Origin of the sequence: Agromyces italicus DSM 16388 (genome assembly GCF_000421545.1) — a bacterium.
Taxonomy (GTDB): Bacteria; Actinomycetota; Actinomycetes; order Actinomycetales; family Microbacteriaceae; genus Agromyces; species Agromyces italicus.
In genome coordinates, this window is the sequence record NZ_ATXF01000006.1 from 416,102 (window position 1) to 434,118 (window position 18,017).

The 18,017-nt window shown below is 70.8% G+C and carries 15 protein-coding genes; 8 read left to right on the forward strand and 7 right to left on the reverse strand.

Annotation, left to right across the window (positions count from 1 at the left end; genetic code table 11):
* Window positions 1-67 precede the first annotated feature (67 nt).
* Complete coding sequence (locus H516_RS21340; RefSeq protein ID WP_022889575.1) at window positions 68-2,392, forward strand: alpha-L-fucosidase; 2,325 nt, start codon at window positions 68-70, stop codon at window positions 2,390-2,392.
* Window positions 2,393-2,512: 120 nt separating this feature from the next.
* On the opposite strand, the gene H516_RS0109970 is transcribed toward H516_RS21340, so the two are convergent.
* From H516_RS0109970 to H516_RS0109980, 3 genes are read right to left on the reverse strand one after another with little or no spacing between them, the layout of a single operon-like run.
* On the reverse strand, window positions 2,513-3,316 hold the full coding sequence (locus H516_RS0109970) for an LLM class F420-dependent oxidoreductase (RefSeq protein WP_022889576.1): 804 nt from the start codon (window positions 3,314-3,316) through the stop codon (window positions 2,513-2,515).
* Between the two features lie 45 nt (window positions 3,317-3,361).
* Complete coding sequence (locus H516_RS0109975; protein WP_022889577.1) at window positions 3,362-4,738, reverse strand: APC family permease; 1,377 nt, start codon at window positions 4,736-4,738, stop codon at window positions 3,362-3,364.
* A gap of 26 nt (window positions 4,739-4,764) precedes the next feature.
* The gene (locus H516_RS0109980; protein WP_022889578.1) at window positions 4,765-6,438 is read right to left on the reverse strand and encodes an amidohydrolase; all 1,674 of its coding nucleotides are present in this window, start codon (window positions 6,436-6,438) and stop codon (window positions 4,765-4,767) included.
* 117 nt (window positions 6,439-6,555) lie between these two features.
* Between H516_RS0109980 and H516_RS19495 the strand changes: the two genes are divergently transcribed.
* The 3 genes from H516_RS19495 (at window position 6,556) to H516_RS0109995 (ending at window position 8,072) form a co-directional block, all read left to right on the forward strand.
* A complete protein-coding gene (locus tag H516_RS19495) occupies window positions 6,556-7,176 on the forward strand; it encodes a TetR/AcrR family transcriptional regulator (protein ID WP_022889579.1) in 621 nt (206 codons plus the stop codon).
* A 70-nt stretch (window positions 7,177-7,246) separates the two neighbouring features.
* On the forward strand, window positions 7,247-7,684 hold the full coding sequence (locus H516_RS0109990; protein ID WP_022889580.1) for an Lrp/AsnC family transcriptional regulator: 438 nt from the start codon (window positions 7,247-7,249) through the stop codon (window positions 7,682-7,684).
* Window positions 7,685-7,700: 16 nt separating this feature from the next.
* A complete protein-coding gene (locus H516_RS0109995; RefSeq protein WP_022889581.1) occupies window positions 7,701-8,072 on the forward strand; it encodes a GntR family transcriptional regulator in 372 nt (123 codons plus the stop codon).
* 101 nt (window positions 8,073-8,173) lie between these two features.
* Here H516_RS0109995 and H516_RS0110000 read toward each other — a convergent pair whose 3' ends face one another.
* Window positions 8,174-9,367 carry a RimK family alpha-L-glutamate ligase gene (locus H516_RS0110000; protein ID WP_022889582.1) on the reverse strand — a complete coding sequence of 398 codons (1,194 nt, stop codon included), beginning with the start codon at window positions 9,365-9,367 and terminating at the stop codon, window positions 8,174-8,176.
* Window positions 9,368-9,393: 26 nt separating this feature from the next.
* Here H516_RS0110000 and H516_RS0110005 point away from each other — a divergent pair, with 26 nt between their 5' ends.
* Entirely contained in the window at window positions 9,394-9,891 is a 498-nt protein-coding gene (locus H516_RS0110005) for an ATP-dependent zinc protease family protein (protein WP_026378647.1), read from the forward strand.
* A 157-nt stretch (window positions 9,892-10,048) separates the two neighbouring features.
* Here the strand turns inward: H516_RS0110005 and H516_RS0110010 are convergent, their stop codons facing one another.
* Window positions 10,049-13,723, reverse strand: coding sequence for a proline dehydrogenase family protein (locus H516_RS0110010; RefSeq protein ID WP_022889584.1), 3,675 nt, complete (start codon window positions 13,721-13,723; stop codon window positions 10,049-10,051).
* Window positions 13,724-13,891: 168 nt separating this feature from the next.
* On the opposite strand from H516_RS0110010, the gene H516_RS0110015 reads away from it, so the two are divergent.
* Together H516_RS0110015 and H516_RS22715 are read left to right on the forward strand one after the other, a co-directional pair.
* Window positions 13,892-14,869, forward strand: a complete 978-nt coding sequence (locus H516_RS0110015; RefSeq protein ID WP_022889585.1) for a LysR family transcriptional regulator — start codon at window positions 13,892-13,894, stop codon at window positions 14,867-14,869.
* 53 nt (window positions 14,870-14,922) lie between these two features.
* Entirely contained in the window at window positions 14,923-15,375 is a 453-nt protein-coding gene (locus H516_RS22715; RefSeq protein ID WP_245561785.1) for an META domain-containing protein, read from the forward strand.
* Between the two features lie 107 nt (window positions 15,376-15,482).
* On the opposite strand, the gene H516_RS0110025 is transcribed toward H516_RS22715, so the two are convergent.
* Window positions 15,483-16,277, reverse strand: a complete 795-nt coding sequence (locus H516_RS0110025; protein ID WP_022889588.1) for an alpha/beta hydrolase — start codon at window positions 16,275-16,277, stop codon at window positions 15,483-15,485.
* A gap of 82 nt (window positions 16,278-16,359) precedes the next feature.
* Between H516_RS0110025 and H516_RS19510 the strand changes: the two genes are divergently transcribed.
* Window positions 16,360-17,031 (forward strand): TetR/AcrR family transcriptional regulator, encoded by a 672-nt coding sequence (locus H516_RS19510; protein WP_022889589.1) that lies wholly within the window; start codon window positions 16,360-16,362, stop codon window positions 17,029-17,031.
* Here H516_RS19510 and H516_RS0110035 read toward each other — a convergent pair.
* Window positions 16,982-17,974, reverse strand: a complete 993-nt coding sequence (locus H516_RS0110035) for a helix-turn-helix transcriptional regulator (protein WP_022889590.1) — start codon at window positions 17,972-17,974, stop codon at window positions 16,982-16,984. The genes H516_RS19510 and H516_RS0110035 overlap by 50 nt on opposite strands.
* Window positions 17,975-18,017 lie beyond the last annotated feature (43 nt).

Here is an 18,017-nt window from a genome sequence, read left to right on the forward strand (position 1 = left end):
ACCGATCCCTGACACTCGACCGGTTTTCTCTTGACAATAGAACATCTGATCTTTCAGACTTCGACTCATGATGAAACGAACATGGCGCGGCATCGTCGCCGCGGCCGCCACCACGAGCGTGATGCTGTTCGGCGCCGCCGCCGCCGCTGCGGCCCCCGCGGCCCCCGCGGCCCCCGCGACCGATGCCGACGCCTACGAGCCGACGAAGGAGTCGCTCTCAGGCCACTCTGCGCCGCAGTGGTTCGACGACGCGAAGCTCGGATTCTTCGTCCACTGGGGGGCGTACTCCGTCCCGGCGTACGCGCCGCTCACCGGCACGGAGAACAAGTACTCCGAGTGGTACTGGGCGCAGATGAACACCGCCGGCAGTTCGACGCAGAAGTACCACGAGAAGACCTACGGCCGTGACTTCGCGTACGACGACTTCCTGCGTGAATGGAAGGCGGAGTCGTGGGACCCGAACGCCTGGCTCGACCTGTTCGAGCGAGGCGGCGGCAAGTACTACGTGCTGACGGCGAAGCATCACGATGGCATCGCGCTCTACGACACCGATGTCAGCGACCGGAGCACCGTCGAGTACGGCCCGAAGCGCGATTTCGTCGGCGAACTTTCGGCCGCCAACCGTGCCGGCGACTACGGACTCAAGGAGGGCGTCTACTTCTCGCTCCCCGAGTGGCACAATCCGGCGTCACCCGTCCAGTGGGGCGGGTGGTTCGGCAGCGGCGCGCCGCGCAATCCGTTCACCCAGGAGGAGGTTCCGTACACCGGGTACCTCCCCGTCGACGACTACGTCAAGGACTTCCAACTGCCCCAGATGAAGGAGCTGGTCGACAAGTACGACCCCGACATCATGTGGTGCGACATCGGCGGGGTCAACGACAGCAACGACTTCATGGCCTACTACTTCAACAACGCGGCGGGGCGGAAGGACGTCACGATCAACGATCGCTGCGGCAACAACGTCTCCGACTACAGCACCCCGGAGTATTCCGTCGAACCCGACATCAAGGCATCCAAGTGGGAGGCGAGTCGCGGCCTCGGCCAGTCGTACGGGTACAACGCGCAAGAGGGCGTCGCGCAGACGCTCACTCCCGATGGTCTCGTCGACAGTTTCGTCGATGTCGTCTCGAAGAACGGAAACCTCCTGCTGAACATCGGCCCGAAGGCCGACGGAACGGTGCCCGAGCTTCAGGCGTCGCGCGTACGCGCCCTCGGCGACTGGCTGGACGTCAACGGCGAGGCGATCTACGGCTCCCGCTACTGGACCCAGGCGGAGGACGCCGGCGCAACCGTCCCGGTCCGCTTCACCACGCAGCCCGAGGCGTTCTACGCGACCGCCCTGGATTGGCCCGGGGAGAAACTGACGTTGAGCGCCGACGTCCCGATCGAGCGGGGTGACACCATCACGCTGCTCGGTCAGGACAAGCCGCTCAAGTGGACGAAGCGAGCCGACGGGCTGCTCGAGATCACGACCCAGGGCACGAGGGGCGCCCAGCCGTATGCGTACACCTTCCGCATCGCATCGAAGGGCTATGACGCGGAGACGGCCACGCTGCTCGGCGTCGAGATGCAGGCGGACGCCGCCGCGGTGGGCGAAACCGCGCAGGTCACCGTCACGCTCGCCAACCGGGGCGACCAGAAGGTCAACGCGGGAACCCTGTCGATCGACGTGCCGTTCGGCGAGCCCGTCGTGCACTCGTTCGACGCCCTCCCGCCGCACACGCGCACGACGTTCACGATCGACGTCGACGTCCCCGCGACCGCCTCGCCGGGGTCCGCTGCCATCGAGGTGACCGCGAAGCCACGCAAGCAGGGCGAGTTCACCGCCTCCACCGACCTCGCGATCGTCGGCGAGTCGGTTCCGGTGACCCTGCCCTACGACTTCGACTCCATCGCCACCGCCGACGCCCCGAACGACGGCAGCTTCGGCAGCGCCCCGGTCGCGTATCCCGCCGACGAGATCCCGGCTCCCGGCGAGTTGATGTACGAGAAGGTGCGATTCCTCTGGCCCTCCGGGGAGAACGGCGTGAACAACAACCTCAATCTGAACGGCCAGGCGGTGGACCTGCCGCCGGGCCAGTACCGGCGACTGCACCTCCTCGCCGCCGCGGCCGACGGGCCGGGTACCAGCACGGTCACCGTGACGTATGCCGACGGCACCACCACGGATGAATCGGTCACCGTCGCAGACTGGATGACCGGCGGCGACCCCGCGGTGTTCACGACGGCGCATCGGTACGCATGGGGGTCGAAGGCCGACGCAGTGACGAAGATGTACCGATACGAGGTGGCGATCGACCCGGAGAAGACGGTCGCGTCGGTCGCGTTCGCGAAGCCGAGCGGCGCTCCGAGCGTCGCGGCGCACCTGTTCGCCCTCACCGCCGAGCGATGAGCGAGAGATCACTCCCCCTGTCGGACCGACCCGTGTGACACGCGCGGGCGGGAGAGGGTGGGGCGAGGCGCCGGCCGGAACATCGGTCGGCGCCTCGCCGCGTCACCGCGTCGCCCGCGCTCAGCCGTTGCGTGCGTCGCGCCACGCGAGCCAGCGCTTCACCGGCCCGAGGTCGTAATCGGGCCCGTCGACCCCCACGGTGAACAACCGCACGCCCGCGTCGTAGAGCGCGTCGGCGTGCTCGAGATCGACCCCGTGCCGGTCGAGCTCGTTCGAGACGGTGATCTCCGAGACATCCCGGCCGACCTCGTCGCCCCAGCGACGCAGTACGTCGAGCTTGTGCGCGATCTCGTCGGGCGCGACGAAGGAGTGCCAGATGTCGGCGTGCTTCGCGACGAGCCGAAGGGTCTTCAGCTCGCCCTTGCCGCCGATCATCACGGGGATGCGCCGCGTCGGCGCCGGGTTGAGCTTCGCCCAGCGCGCCTCGATGCGGGGCAGCGCCCGGCCGAGGTCGTCCAGGCGCGAGCCGCGGGTGCCGAACTCGTAGCCGTACTCGACGTAGTCGCGCTCGAACCAGCCGGCGCCGGTGCCGAACACGAACCGCCCGACGCCCGTGCCCTTCGCCGAGATGTGGTCGAGCGTGCGGGCCATGTCGGCCTGGAGATCGGCGTTGCGGTACGAGTTGCAGTTGACGAGCGTGCCGAACTCGATGCGCTCGGTCTGCTCGGCCCAGGCGCCGAGCATCGTCCACGCTTCGAAGTGGCGGCCGTCGGGGTCGCCGTGCAGCGGGAAGAAGTGATCCCAGTTGAAGACGAGGTCGGCGCCGAGCTCCTCGAGCCGGAGCACCGCGTCGCGGATGCCCGGGTAGAGGGCGTGTTCGGGCTGGAGCTGCACGCCGAGGCGCACACGGTCGTCGTAGGGCATGCGCTCCAGCCTATGACGCACCGGGCGTGCACCCGGGTCGCCGGGTCACTCCTTCAGGTCGAGCATCGGCGTCGGACGACGGAACCCCTTCGTCGCGATCGCGAGGATGATCACGCCGACGAGGAGCCACGAGAGGCCGATGGCGAAGGTGCGACCCGACAGGCTCGTCCAGAGCCAGACCGTCAGCCCGAAGCCGATGAGGGGCAGCACGAGGTTGTTCAGCGCGGCGACGCCCGAGCGCGCGCGGCCGTCGACGAAGTAGTGCTTGATCACCGAGAGGTTGACGACCGAGAAGGCGATGAGCGCGCCGAAGCTGACCATCTCGGTGAGCAGCAGCAGATCGAGCACGAGAGCGAGCATCGAGAGCGCCGACACCACGAGGATCGCGACGACCGGGGTGCCGAAGCGCTTGCTGAGGTGCCCGAAGACCGCGCGCGGCAGCACGCCGTCGCGGCCCATCGCGAAGAGGATTCGTGCGACCGAGGCCTGCGAGGTGAGCGCCGAACCGGTCGCGCCGGCGACGTAGCCGGCGATGAACAGCGCCGAGAGCCATTCGCCGCCTGCGGCCGCCACGACGTCGAGGCCAGCCGAGTCGACGTCGGTGAACTCGTTCGAGGGGAAGACGAGCTGCGAGGCGTAGGAGATCACGATGAAGATGACGCCCGCCGCGAGGGTCGTGATCATGATCGCCCGCGGCACGGTGCGCGTGGAGTCCTTCGCCTCCTCGGCGAGCGTCGACACGGCATCGAACCCGAGGAACGAGAGGCACAGGATCGCGGCGCCGGCGAACAGCACCCCGATTCCCGAGGCCGAGCCGTCGCCGGTGAACGGCAGCAGCGGGTCGACGCCGTTGCCCGCCGCTCCGCCGAACGCGAGCACGAGGAACACCACGATGAAGATCGCCTGCATCGCGATGATCACGATGTTCGTGCGGTTCACCGAGGCGATGCCCACGATGTTGAGCACGGTGACGAGCGCGATCGCCCCGACGACGAACACCCACGCAGGCACGGCGGGGAAGGTGGCGTTCAGATAGATGCCGACGACGAGGTAGTTGATCATCGGCAGGAACAGGTAGTCGAGCAGCAGCGCCCACCCCGAGAGGAAGCCGACGGCGCCGCCGAAGCTGCGCTGCGTGTACACGTAGGCCGAGCCCGCGTACGGGTAGGCGACCGACATCCGCGCGTACGAGCGGGCCGTGAACACCATTGCGACGAGCGTGATCAGGTAGGCGACGGGCACCCGCCCGCCGGTGAGCTGGGTGACGATGCCGTAGGTCGTGAACACGGTGAGCGGCACCATGTAGACGAGGCCGAACAGCACGAGCGACGGGGTGCCGAGCACCCGTTTGAAGCGGCCCTCGGTGACCTGGGCGGTCGCCGAGGTGGGCGAGATGAGCGGTTGGGGAGCGGGCTGGGACATGACGGGGGTCCTTTCGTGGCGCGCGGCTACGTTGCGGCGCGGTATCGGGGGCTTCCTGCGAGATGGGGGGTTCCTGCGAGATAGGTGGCGAGGACGGCGATGCCGGCCAGCTCGCCGGCGGGGACGTCGCGCGGGTCGCGCGCGAGGTGGACGAGGTCGGCGCTCGCACCGGGTTCGATGCGACCCCATGGGGTGGATGCCTCGTCGGCGAACGCCTGGTGGGCGACGGCCGTCGAGTACGCAGCGAGCGCGCGTTCGACCGGCAGGATCTCCTCCGGCGTCCACCCGCCCTCGGGGTCGCCCGCACTCGTTCGGCGCGAGACGGCGACCGCGAGGCCGTCGAGCGGGGCGCCCGAGCTGACGGGCCAGTCCGAGCCGAACGAGAGCACGGCGCCCGAGGCGTCGATCGTGCGGAGGCGGTACTGGCGGTCGGCGCGCTCCCGCCCGAGGCGGGGCACGGTGAGCACGGTCATCAGCGGGTCGAGCTGCGCCCAGAGCGGCTGCATGCACGCGACCACGCCGAGCCCGGCGAAGCGGCCGAGGTCGACCTCGTCGACGAGCTGGGCGTGCGCGATCACCGGACGCCGGTCGCGCGGTCCGTTCGCGTCGATCGCGCGCTCGACGGCGTCGAGGGCCTGGCGCACGGCGGCGTCGCCGATCGCGTGGATGTGCACCTGGAAGCCGGCGGCATCGACGGCGAGCACGGCGTCGCGGAGCGAGTCGCCCTCCCAGACCGTCATGCCGCGGCCGCGTTCGCCGTGGTCGTGGAGCCCCGTGCAGTACGGCTCGAGCAGCGCGCCGGTCTCGGACTCGATGACCCCGTCGGCGAAGAACTTCACGGTGTTCGCGGTGAGCATCGGCGACCCGAGCGCGTCGACGCGGCGGCGCGACTCGCGCATGACCGGCAGCTGAGCGGCGAAGTGCCGGGGGTCGGCGTAGAGCGCGAGGTTGAATCGCACGGGCAGGATGCCGCGTTCCGCCGCGTCGAGGTAGCTGTCGACGTCGCCGGGCTCGACCCAGGCATCCTGCACCCAGGTGACGCCCCGCTCGAGGTAGTACTCCCCCGCCCGTCGCAGGGCACGCATGCGCTCCTCGGCGGGCCTGACCGAGGCGGCGTCGAGGACGAGGTCGACGGCCCCCCACTCGCGCAGGGTGCCGAGCGGGCTGCCGTCGGCACGGCGCATGATCTGACCGAGCTCGGGCTCGGGGGTCTGGGCGTCGATGCCGGCGAGCTCGAGCGCCCGCGAGTTCACCCACACCGTGTGATAGTCGTAGGCGCGCAGCACGACCGGGCGATCGGCGACGGCCGCGTCGAGCCAGTGCGCGTCGAAGAGTCCCTCCTCGACGAGGCTGGGGTCGTAGGAGGCGCCGATGATCCACTCGACCTCGGGGTTCGCGGCGGCGAACTCGGCGACGGCGGTGACGATCTCGTCGACGGTCGCGCAGTCACGCACCGCCGGGCCTTCGGCTTCGAGCCCGCCGAACAGCGGGTGGGCGTGGCCGTCGCCGAACGAGGGCATGAGGAATCCGCCCTCGAGGTCGACCGACTCGACGTGCTCCGTCTCGCGTGCCGCGTCGGCCGTGGCATCCGCCTCGTCATCGAACGCGACGATCACCCCCGCCTGGACGAGGAGCGACCGCGCCGTGGGCGCTCCCGCGCCGCGCCAGATGGTTCCGCCGGAGAAGTGGAGTGTCGTCATGCACCGTTGCCTTCGTGAGCCGAGCGCCGTACGAACAATGTTCATACGAACACTGTTCGTATCAGTGGTGAGAGGTTACACTCTCCGCAGAGCTGACGGAAGAGTCGAGGGGAATCCATGTCGACGGTGAATCGCGAGCAACTCGTGCGCGTCGCCCTCGACCTCGTCGACACGCAGGGCAGTGACGCGCTCACCATGCGCACCCTCGCGAAGCGCGTGAACCGGCAGGTCTCCTCGCTCTACAACCACGTCGGCAGTCGCGACGAGCTCATCGAACTCGTGCGCGCCCGCATCGTCGAGGGCATCGACACCTCGCCGTTCGCCGAGAACTCGTGGGACGTCGCGCTCGAGGCCTGGGCGCGTTCGTACCTCACGGTCTTCGCCGCCCACCCGAACCTCATCCGGCTGCTCGCGACGACCCCGATCCGCGACGTCTCGACCTTCGTGATCTACGACGTCGTCATCGGCGCGCTCATCGACGGCGGCTGGCCCCACGGTGACGCGGTCGCCGTGATGCGTACGGTCGAGGCGCACGTGCTCGGCTCGGCGCTCGACATCGTGGCCCCGAGCGACATGCTCGACCAGGCCTCGGTGCCCGCCGAGCTCGAGCGGGCGCATGCCGCGCTCGACCCGCGCTACGAGGAGTCCACCAGCGCGATCGCCGCGTTCGAGCTCGGCATCGCCGCGCTCCTCGACGGCCTGCGCGCGCGGCGCGCCACCCTCTCGGCAACCGACTGACACCGCGCGCTCCGCACGAATCCGCCGTAATCAGAGGTCACGGCGCAAAGAACCCGCGTACACTCCCACCATGGACAACCTCGATCGCGCCATCCTCGACCTGCTCCGGCAGAACTCCCGGGCCGGGTACGGCGACATCGGGTCGTCCGTCGGGCTCAGCGCCTCGGCGGTCAAGCGCCGCGTCGACCGGCTCGTCGCCGACGGCGTCATCCGCTCGTTCACGATCCAGGTCGACCCCACGGTCGACGGCATGTCGACCGAGGCGTACGTCGAGCTGTTCTGCCGGGGCACCGTCGCGCCCGACGAGCTCAAGCGCATCCTCCAGGACGTGCCCGAGGTCGTCTACGCGGGCACCGTCACCGGCAGCGCCGACGCGATCGTGCAGATCCGCGCGCGCGACATCGCCTCGCTCGAAGACGCCCTCGAGCGGGTGCGCATCGCCCCGAACGTCGATCACACGCGCAGTGCGATCGTGCTGTCGCGCCTCGTGAACCGCAACCGCGACTGACGCCCGCGACTCCGACATGGATGCCTCGAGCCTCGGCCTCTCGATCGACGCGAGCGCGGCGCCCGCCCCCTACGAGCAGCTGCACGGCGCCGTCGTCGCCGCGGTCGCCGACGGAAGGCTCGCGCCCGGCTCGAAGCTGCCGACCGTCCGGGCCCTCGCCGAGGTGCTCGGGCTCGCGGTGAACACCGTCGCGAAGGCGTACAAGGCGCTCGAAGCCGACGGGGTCATCGAGGGGCGCGGCCGCAACGGCACCTTCGTGGCCGAGCACGGCGACCCGGCCGAGCGAGCCCTCCAACTCGCCGCCGCCGACTACGCGGCGCTCGCGCGCAGACTCGGAGCCGAGGCATCCGCCCTCGACATCGTGACCACCGCGCTCCGGAGCCACTGACCCCCCGGGGGGGGGTTTACAGGACATCGGCCGATTTGCAGGACGGTTGAGCGCAGAAGCCGACCTGTGCAGCCCGATTTGTCCTGTAAACCCGAAAGGCGCTACTCGTTCTGCTGGAGCGGCTGCTTCGGGAGCTTTCGCACCTTCGCCCGGCGGCGACGACGCTCGGGGATCATCGAGCGCATCTCCTCCAGCCTGCCGAAGCAGAGCAGCCGGTCGTCGGCCTCGAGCACGACGCCCTTGCGCGGGTTCGGGATCACGTTCGTGCCGCGGTGCAGCGTGAGCACCGTGATGTCGCGCTCCCACAGGCCCGATTCGCCGAGCGTCTTGCCGACGAGGTCGGCGTTGCCGTGCACGAGCAGCTCGGCCACGCCGTACCCGGTCGAGACGGTGAGCCGCTGGCGGACGTCGATCTCGGGGAACGCGACCTGGTTCGCGATGTAGTCGATGATCGCGCCCGCGATGTCGAGGTTCGTGGCCGTCTCGATGCCCTGGAGGCCGGGCGAGGAGTTGACCTCCATCACCAGCGGACCGTCGTTGCCCTCGAGCATGTCGACCCCGGCGACCTTGAGTCCCATGATCTGCGCCGAGCGCACCGCCGCGAGCTCGTACTCGGGCGAGAGTTCGACGGCCTCGACGCTGCCGCCGCGGTGCACGTTCGAGCGGAACTCGTCGCCGCTCGCGACGCGGCGCATCGCGGCGACGACGCGGTCGCCGACGACGAGGGCGCGGATGTCTCGGCCACGGCTCTCGGCGATGAACCTCTGGATGAGCACGTTCTGCTTCGTCGAGTGCAGCGTCTCGATGATCGCCTCGGCGACCTTCACCTGCGGCGCGAGGATCACGCCGATGCCCTGGGTGCCCTCGAGCAGCTTGATGACGACGGGCGCACCGCCGACCTGTTCGATCGCAGGTCGCACGTCGGCACGGTTGCGCACGAACGCGGTCGGCGGCAGCGCGATGTTGTGGCGCGAGAGGATCTGGTTGGCGCGCAGCTTGTCGCGGGCGTTCGAGATGCCGTTCGCGGTGTTGGGCGTATAGACGTCCATCTGCTCGAACTGGCGCACCACGGCCGTTCCGAAGTACGTGATCGAGTTGCCGATGCGCGGCAGGATCGCGTCGTAGTCGGAGAGCGGGCGGCCGCGGAACTGAAGGTCGGGCTCGGGCCCCGAGAGATCGATCGCGAAACGCAGGGTGTTGAGCACCTTCACCTGGTGACCCCGCTGCTGCGCGGCGGCGCGCAGTCGCTGGGTCGAGTACGCCTGCGGCGCGCGCGAGAGGATCGCGAGTTTCATCGGGTGAGCCCTGCCAAGATGGTCGAGTGAACGAGGAATCCCATTCAAGCACCATCGCCGGGTGGCGAGAATGGGTGAGCCTGCCGGACGCCGGGGTGCCCTGGATCAAGGCGAAACTCGACACCGGGGCGCGCACCTCGTCGTTGCACGCCTTCGACGTCGAAGAACTTCCCGACGATTCGGATGACTCGGCGGGGGCGTCGCTCGGCCGCGTGCGTTTCGGCATCCGCCCCTGGCAGGAGAGCGACGACGACGCCGTCGTCGTCGAACTGCCCGTGCACGACCGCCGTCAGGTGCGCAGCTCCTCGGGCCACTCCGAGGAGCGGATGGTCGTGCTCCTCGACCTCGTGCTGCAGGAGCGCACCGTCACCGCCGAGGTGACCCTCACGAACCGCGACGAGATGGGCTTCCGCATGCTCATCGGGCGCGAGGCGCTGCGGCAGGGTTTCGTCGTCGATTCGGCCCGGTCGTTCGTCGGTGGGCGGGCACCCCGGGGCATCCGCCGTCGCAACCGCGGGCGCTGAACCCGGGCGCCGAGGCTGAACGGCGTGCCCACGAATGCAGGACGAGCCGGCAGGCACCTCCGGATTCCGGGGGTGCCGACCCGCTCGTCCTGCAACTGATGACGCCTGAAAGGGTTTCGAGACGCTCCTTCGTCGCTCCTCCGCCCACGGGGTCCGCTCAGATCACCCCGTCCGAGAGCGTCGTCGGGTTGCCGAAGCGGTGGTTCGTGATCGAGATCGCCTGCTCGTGCAGGAACGGCAGCAGCTCGACCCGGCCCGACGGGGTCACGGGGTGCGACCACACCGCGACGTCGGGCGTTCCGCCGAGCGCCGAAGCCAGCGCCTTCGCATCCCCCCCGACGAGCCGCACCCGGCTCGCGCCGACGAGCGCCGACGAAGCATCCTTCGCCACCCGGCCGAGCCAGGCGGCGTCGCCCTCCCGCACGATCTTCACCTCGCGCGCGGCGAGCAGAGTGTGGACGCCCTTCGGCAGTTCGACCGCCGACGACACGGTGAACGCCGACTTCGCGAGGAGTCCCGCCGCGATGACGCGCAGGCCCTCGGCGAGCGAGGCGTGTTCGCCGATGCGAACCGCGACCGGCAGCGAGCGGTAGCGGAAGAGGTTGCGCTCGACGCCGACGCCCGAGACGTCCTTCACGGTGCCGTACTCCTCGGCCCATGCGACCTCGTCGGAGAGCGCCGAGCGGCGCAGCACCTCGAACGAGTCGTAGTCGAGCGCCGACTGCGAGGCCTCGATGAGCTCGGAGACGCGGCGCTCGAGTCCGCGCAGGTGCAGCGACTTCGAGGATGAGCTGCCGCTCGCCGGAACCCAGTCGCCGAGGCCGAAGAGGTAGTTCGGACCCCCGGCCTTGGCACCGGCGCCGACGGCCGACCGCTTCCAGCCGCCGAACGGCTGCCGCTCGACGATCGCGCCGGTGATGCCGCGGTTGACGTAGAGGTTGCCCGCCTCGACCTTGTCGAGCCAGGTCGCGAGCTCGCCCGCATCGAGCGAGTGGAGGCCGGCGGTGAGGCCGTAGTCGACCGCGTTCTGGAAGCGGATCGCCTCATCGAGGTCGCGGGCGTGCATGATGCCGAGCACCGGCCCGAAGAACTCGGTGAGGTGGAAGTACGAACCGGGCGCGACTCCCGTGCGCACGCCGGGCGACCAGAGCCTGCCGCTCGCGTCGAGCTGCTCGGGCTCGACGAGCCACTCCTCGCCGATGCCGAGCTGGGTGAGGGCGTGCAGCAGCTTGCCGTTCGCGGGCTCGATGATCGGGCCCATCTGGCTCTGCGGGTCGGCCGCGGAACCGACGCGCAGCGAGGTCGCCGCGTCGACGAGCTGCCGGTGGAAGCGCTCGGACTTCGCGACCGAGCCGACGAGGATCACGAGCGAGGCCGCCGAGCACTTCTGGCCGGCGTGGCCGAAAGCGCTCTTCACGACGTCGGAGGCCGCGAGGTCGAGGTCGGCCGACGGTGTCACGATGATGGCGTTCTTTCCGCTCGTCTCGGCGAGCAGCGGCAGATCCTCGCGGAACGAGCGGAACAGCTCGGCCGTCTCGTAGGCGCCCGTGAGGATGACCCGGTCGACCGCGGGATGCGAGACGAGCTGCCTGCCGAGCTCGCGTTCGCCGATGTCGACGAGCGCGAGGAGGTCGCGCGGGATGCCCGCCTCCCACAGCGCCTCGACCATGACGGCGCCCGAGCGCTGGGCGAGCTTCGCGGGCTTGATGACGACGCCCGAGCCTGCGGCGAGCGCGGCGAGCACGCCGCCCGCGGGGATCGCGACGGGGAAGTTCCACGGCGGGGTGACGACGGTCAGCTGGGGCGGCACGAAGACAGCGCCTTGCACATGGTCGAGCTCACGGGCGCGCTCGGCGTAGTAGTGCGCGAAGTCGATGGCCTCGCTGATCTCGGGGTCGGCCTCGGCGATGGTCTTGCCGGTCTCGGCGGCCATCACCTCGATCAGGCGGTCGCGGTTCGCGGCGAGCGCGAGTCCGGCGCGGTGCAGCACGGCGGCGCGCTCGGCGCCGGGCAGTTCGCCCCAGGCCTTGCCCCGGGCCGCGACGGTCGCGATGATCTGCTCGAGATCGGCCTCGTCATCGACGCGGGCGGCCTCGATGGTGGCCAGGCCGAGCGTCGTGTCGGGCACGCGGGCGAGAATCCGGCGGCCCCACTCGCGGTTCGGGGCGAGGGCCGGGTCGGTGTCGGGTTCGTTGCGGAAGCCGGGGGTCACGCCCGGACCGCTCGGCACGAGGCCGGATGCCGCGGGCTCGGCGAGCTCCGCACCGCCCGAGCCGCGCGTGATGCCGAGCACGACACTCGTGAGCGAGGCGTCGTCGTCGTGCTCGGTGCCCGGCGCCGGAGCCTCGGGCGCGGCGAGCGCGGCGGCGAGCGCGTCGCCCTGCCACTCGGTGCGGCGGTTCTGCGTGCGGTTCGGGGCCGGCACCGTGGCATCCGGCTCCGCGAGCAGCACCGCGAGCGAACGCTCGTAGCGGGCGCGCTCGCGTTCGAACAGGCGCTCGTTCGCGGCGAGCTCGAACACGGCCGACATGAAGTTCTCGTCGCTCGCGTTCTCTTCGAGTCGGCGGATCAGGTACGCGATCGCGACATCGAACTCGGAGGGGTTCACGACCGGCGTGTAGAGCAGCAGCTTGCCGACGTCGCCGCGCACCGCCTCGGCCTGGCCGGTCGCCATGCCGAGCAGCATCTCGAACTCGACGCGGCTCTCGACGCCGCGCTCGCGTGCCGTGAGCCAGGCGTGGGCGACGTCGAAGAGGTTGTGGCCGGCGACGCCGAGCTTCACCGCGTGCGTGCGCTCGGGAGTCATCGACCAGTCGAGCACGCGCTTGTAGTTCGTGTCGGAGTCCTGCTTGGTGCCGAAGGTCGCCACCGGCCAGCCGTGCACGGCGGCGTCGACGTGCTCCATGGCGAGGTTCGCTCCCTTGACGACGCGCACCTTGATGGGGGCACCGCCGCCCGCGCGGCGCGCGGTCGCCCAGGCCGTGAGCTCCTGCATCGCGCCCAGCGCGTCGGGCAGGTAGGTCTGCAGCACGATGCCCGCCTCGAGGCCGCGCAGCTGCGGCTGGTCGAGCAGGGTCGTGAAGACCGCGATCGTGAGGTCGAGGTCGCGGTACTCCTCCATGTCGAGGTTGATGAACTTCTTTCCGGAGGTCGAGCCCGTCGAGACCCCGCGGGCCTCGCTCGCCGCGGCGAGCTCGTAGAGTGGCGTCAGCTTCTCGACGACCTTCGCGACGGCCTCGTCGAACGACCACATCGAGAGTTGGCTCACGACCGACGACACCTTGATCGAGACGTAGTCGACGTCGTCGCGAGCGAGGAACTCGAAGGTGCCCATGAGGCGGCGGTCGGCCTCCTGCTCGCCGAGCACGGCCTCGCCGAGGAGGTTCAGGTTCAGGCGATTGCCCGACTGCTGCCCGCTCCCCTGCCGCAGCTTCGCGATCGCGGGGCCGAGCTTGTCGGGGGTCGCGTCGAGCACGAGGTGCCCGACCATGGCGCGCAGCACCCGGCGCGCGATCGGGATGACCGCCCAGGGCAGCACCGGGGCGACGACGCCGCCGAGGCGGATCGCGGCCCTGAGGTACCAGGGCAGGAACTTCGGGGTGAGCTTCGCGACCTGCTCGAGGTTGCGGCCGGCGACGCCGAGGTCTTCGGGGCGCATGACCCCGTCGACGAAGCCGACGGTGAAGGCGAGTCCGTTCGGGTCCTTCAGCACGCCCGCGAGCCGCTCGGCGGCGGGCTCGACGGGGTACTTCGCGCTCTCTTCGAGCCAGCGGCGCACGAGGGCGACGACGTGATCGGTATCCGGCCGGGCATCGGTGGCGGCGTTCGACATGGTCACGAGGGTAGTGTCCTTTTCTTCGGGCACGCCGGGGGTACGCGCGCCTGTCGGATCAAGTGTGCGCCCGAGACATCCATTCGGTACAGCGAATGATTCTGATGGATACTGTTCGGAAGAACCGAAAGATTTCGCGTTCGTGAAGCGGATGCCACGGAGGCCCCCATGCTCGATGTCCGCCGCCTGCGGCTGCTCGTCGAACTCAGCCAGCGCGGCACGCTCACCGCGGTCGCCGAGGCGCTCTCGTACAGCCCCTCCTCGGTGTCGCAGCAGCTCAGCCTGCTCGAGCGCGAGGCCGGCGTGCCGCTGCTCGTGCAGGTCGGCCGGCGTGTGCAGCTCACCCCGCAGGCTCTCGTGCTCGTCGAGCACGCCCGCGCGATCCTCGACCGGCTCGAAGAGGCCGAGTCCGAGGTGGCGCGCTCGCTCACCGCCGTCGGCGGCACGGTGCGCGTCGCGGTCTTCCAGTCGGCGGCGCACGCGGTCGTGCCGCAGGCGCTCACCCTGCTGCGCGCCGAGCACCCGGCGCTGCGCGTCGAGATCACCGAGCGCGAGCCCGACGTCGGCCTCTTCGAGGTCGCGGCGCGCGACTTCGACCTCGTCGTCGCCGAGCAGTACCCCGGCCACACCCGCGCGCACCGCGCCGAGCTCGATCGCGTGCACCTCGCCGCCGACGCGATCCGGCTCGCCCTCCCCCCGCACCCCTCGAGCTCCACAGTCGAGTGGGCGAAGTTGGCTGTGTCTCGCCGCACGACTCCGCCAACATCGCCCGCTCGAGAGCCGCGGCACGAACTGTCCGCCGCGGCCCGCATGCCGTGGGTGCTCGAGCCGCAGGGCACGGCCTCGCGCGAGTGGGCCGAGCAGCTCTGCCGCGAGGCGGGGTTCGAACCGGATGTGCGATTCGAGACGGCCGACCTGATGGCCCACATCCGGCTGATCCGCTCGGGGAACGCGGTGGGGCTGCTGCCCGACCTCGTGTGGGCGGGCGAGGCGCCGAGCGTCCGGCTCGTCGACCTGCCGGGGCATCCCGAGCGCGAGGTCTTCACCTCGACGCGGCACGCCGCGGCCGCCCGCCCGGCCGTCGTCGCCTGCCGCGACGCCCTCGCCCGCGCTGCGCGGGCGACCGCGACGCCGGGCCATCGCTGACGACGCGCGGGGCGACTGCTGCGGACATCGGGACGGAGGGTTACGCTCGGCCCATGAGCACGTCATCGATCGATCGGCGCTCCGCCCGCGCGGGGCTCGCAGGTTCGGTCGCCGTCGTGACGCTCGTACTGACTGCGGCGTGCACGAGCACCGGCACCTCGAACACGCCCCCGGCGAGCGTGCCCGCGACGACGCCATCGCCGTTTCCGGTCTCGATGAGCCCGGTGGGCGCCTGGGGCGATACGAACGACGCCACGGTGCCGTCGCTCTCGCTCGCCGCCGACGGCACCCTCTCGGGCACCGACGGCTGCAACCGGCTCATCGGCCGCTGGGAGGACGAGGGCGGCGGCCGCATCGAGTTCGACGATGTGGCCTCGACGCGCATGGCGTGCGGGGGCGTCGACACCTGGCTTTCGGCGCTCGACGAGGCCACGATCGACGGCGACACGATGACCGTGCTCGGCGACGACGACGTCGTGATCGGCACCCTCGAGCGCACCGGCTGAGCGCACCGGCTGAGCGCACCGGCTGAGCGCACCGGCCGAGCGCACCGGCCGAGCGCACCGGCTGAGCGGCTCGGCGCCGGCCCACCCGGCACGGCAGAGACGCCGTCTCAGCCGGCGAGCAGCACGGCGAGCCGCGCGGACATCGCCTCCGGATCCCAGCTGTGCCACGCGCCGGCGAGCTCTTCGCTGAGGCCGTGCGGGGCCGCCGCGGCGATCGCGTCGGCGGCTGCGCCCATGCCCGGGAACGTCTCGGCGCCGACGACGGCGAGCACCGGCACCTCGAGCTCACCGATCGATGCGGCCGCTCCCCGCGATTCGACGGCGGCGAGCGCCTCTCCGTCGGGGATCCAGCTCTGCACGAGTCCGGGATAGTCGGGCGACCGCTGGAGTTCCTCGATCCATTCGGGCGGCATGTCGACCATGTAGGCGGCGACGGCCTGTTCGAGTTCGCCGGCGTCGAGATGCCGCTCGACCTCTGCCCACCAGGCCGGCGCGCCGTCGGGGAACTGGCCGAGCGGCGCCTCCCACAGCACGAGCCCCGCGAGTCGCTCGACCCGCGACGCGGCGAGCATGGCGATCGCGCAACCCGAGGAGTGACCGACGAGCACGACCGGGCCGGCCGCCGATTCGGCGAGCGCCCCGATCGCGTCGAGCTCGCGCTCGAGCGGGATCGGACCGGCCGCGGGCGATTCACCGCGGCCGATGCGGTCGTGCACGAGCGCCTGGAACCCCCGCGCGGCGAGCAGTTGCGCGGTCTCGGCGGTCACGGGATCGTCGGCGCGGGTGGGCCCTGCGCCCTGGATGAAGAGGGCCGCGGGTGCGCCGACCGCACCGTGGCGGTCGAACACGACGCGGTCGCCTTCGCGCGTCTGTACGGACTCGAGCGTTGACTTCGGTGACATGATCGCCCCGTTTTCTAGACCGATGAGTCTTGTTACCCCAGAATATAGACCCGTCGGTATGATGTTGCAAGGAGGTCGTCCCATGCGTCCGAGTTCCAGGCAGAAGCGCGAGGCCGCCCTCCGCGCGGCCGAGCGGCAGTTCCTGTCGACGGGGTACGAGTCGGTGACGATGGACTCCATCGCGAAGGAGTGCGGCGTCGCCAAGCAGACGCTGTACAGCCATTTCGGCTCGAAGCGCGCGCTCTTCCTCGAACTCGTCACCGCGAAGACCGTCGCCGCCAGACGCGCCGTCTCACCATCCCTCGACTCCGTCGACGGCCCCCGGCCGGTGCTGCGCGAGCTCCTGATCGCCCAGCTCACGACGGTCATGTCGCCGGGCATCCTCAGCCTGCGGCGGCTCGTCATCGGCGAGCTCACCCGCTCCCCCGAGCTCGCCGCCGCCCTCTACGAGCAGGGTCCGCGGCGCGCGATCGTGAAGCTCGCCGCGCTCATCGCCGAACTCCGAGACGCCGGGGCGTTGCGCATCGACGACCCCGAGCGCGCCGCCTCGCAGCTGAACTGGCTGGTCATGGGCGAGCCGCTCAACCGCGCGATGCTGCTCGGCGACACGGCGATCCCGTCGGCGTCCGAGATCGAGGCCCAGGTCGACTCGGCGCTCGAGGTCTTCTTCGCCGCGTTCGGTGGCACGCTCGAGGGCCGACCGATCAGGCCGACGCCCTCGCCGCCGCGGCGAACCGCTCAGCCTGCGCCGTGAGGTACGCGCGCAACTCCGGCGAGTCCTCGACGCGATAGGCCACCCCCGCGGGAAGCCAGATGAGTGCCATGCCGAGTGCCTCGACCGACTCGGCCTCGATCGGCCAGGCGCAGTGCGACGCGTCGACCGCTTCGACCTCGCGGCCGTACCAGCCGAGGTGCTCGGCGAGCTCGGCCTGCGGCAGCTCCACGACGATACGGGCGCGGATGCTGCGGCGCCGGTGCCGCACGGCACGCTCGACCCGCTCGCGGGCGGCCTCCTCGCTCATCTCCTGCGGCTCGAAGCGCACGCGCGTCGAGAACACCTCGCTGATGCGGTCGAGCCGGAAGGTGCGCCAGTCGAGTCGCTCGCGGTCCCACGCGAGCAGGTACCACCGGCGTGCGACGGGCACGAGCCGGTACGGCTCGACGACGCGCGCCGAGGCCGCGCCCGTGGCATCCGTGTACCTGAATCGCAGCCGCTCGCTGTCGCGGCTCGCGAGTGCGAGGAGGCCGAGGAGCTCGGCGTCGACCTCGGGCGTGGGCCGGCCGGAACGGTTCCACGCGCCGCCCGCCCCGACCGCGGTGTGCGACTGCAGCGCCTCGATGCGGCGACGCAGCGCGGGAGGCAGCACCTGCTCGATCTTCGCGAGCGCCGAGAGGGTCGTGTGCTCGGCGCCGCGCAGCCCGGCGGTCGCCTGCGAGCGGAGCCCCAGGGCGATCGCGACCCCTTCGTCGTCGCTGAGCAGCAGCGGCGGCAGGCCCGTTCCGGCTTCGAGCCGGTAGCCGCCCGCGCTGCCGCGGAGCGATTCGATGCCGTAGCCGAGCTCGCGCAGGCGCTCGACGTCGCGGCGCAGGGTGCGGTCGCTCACGCCGAGCCGACCGGTGAGTTCGCGCGCCGACCAGTGCCGATGGCTCTGGAGGAGTGAGAGGAGTTCGAGGGTTCTCGAGGTGGTCGCGGCCATGTCTCGATTCTCTCGCCAATGCGGACGAAAAGTGACCGGATGT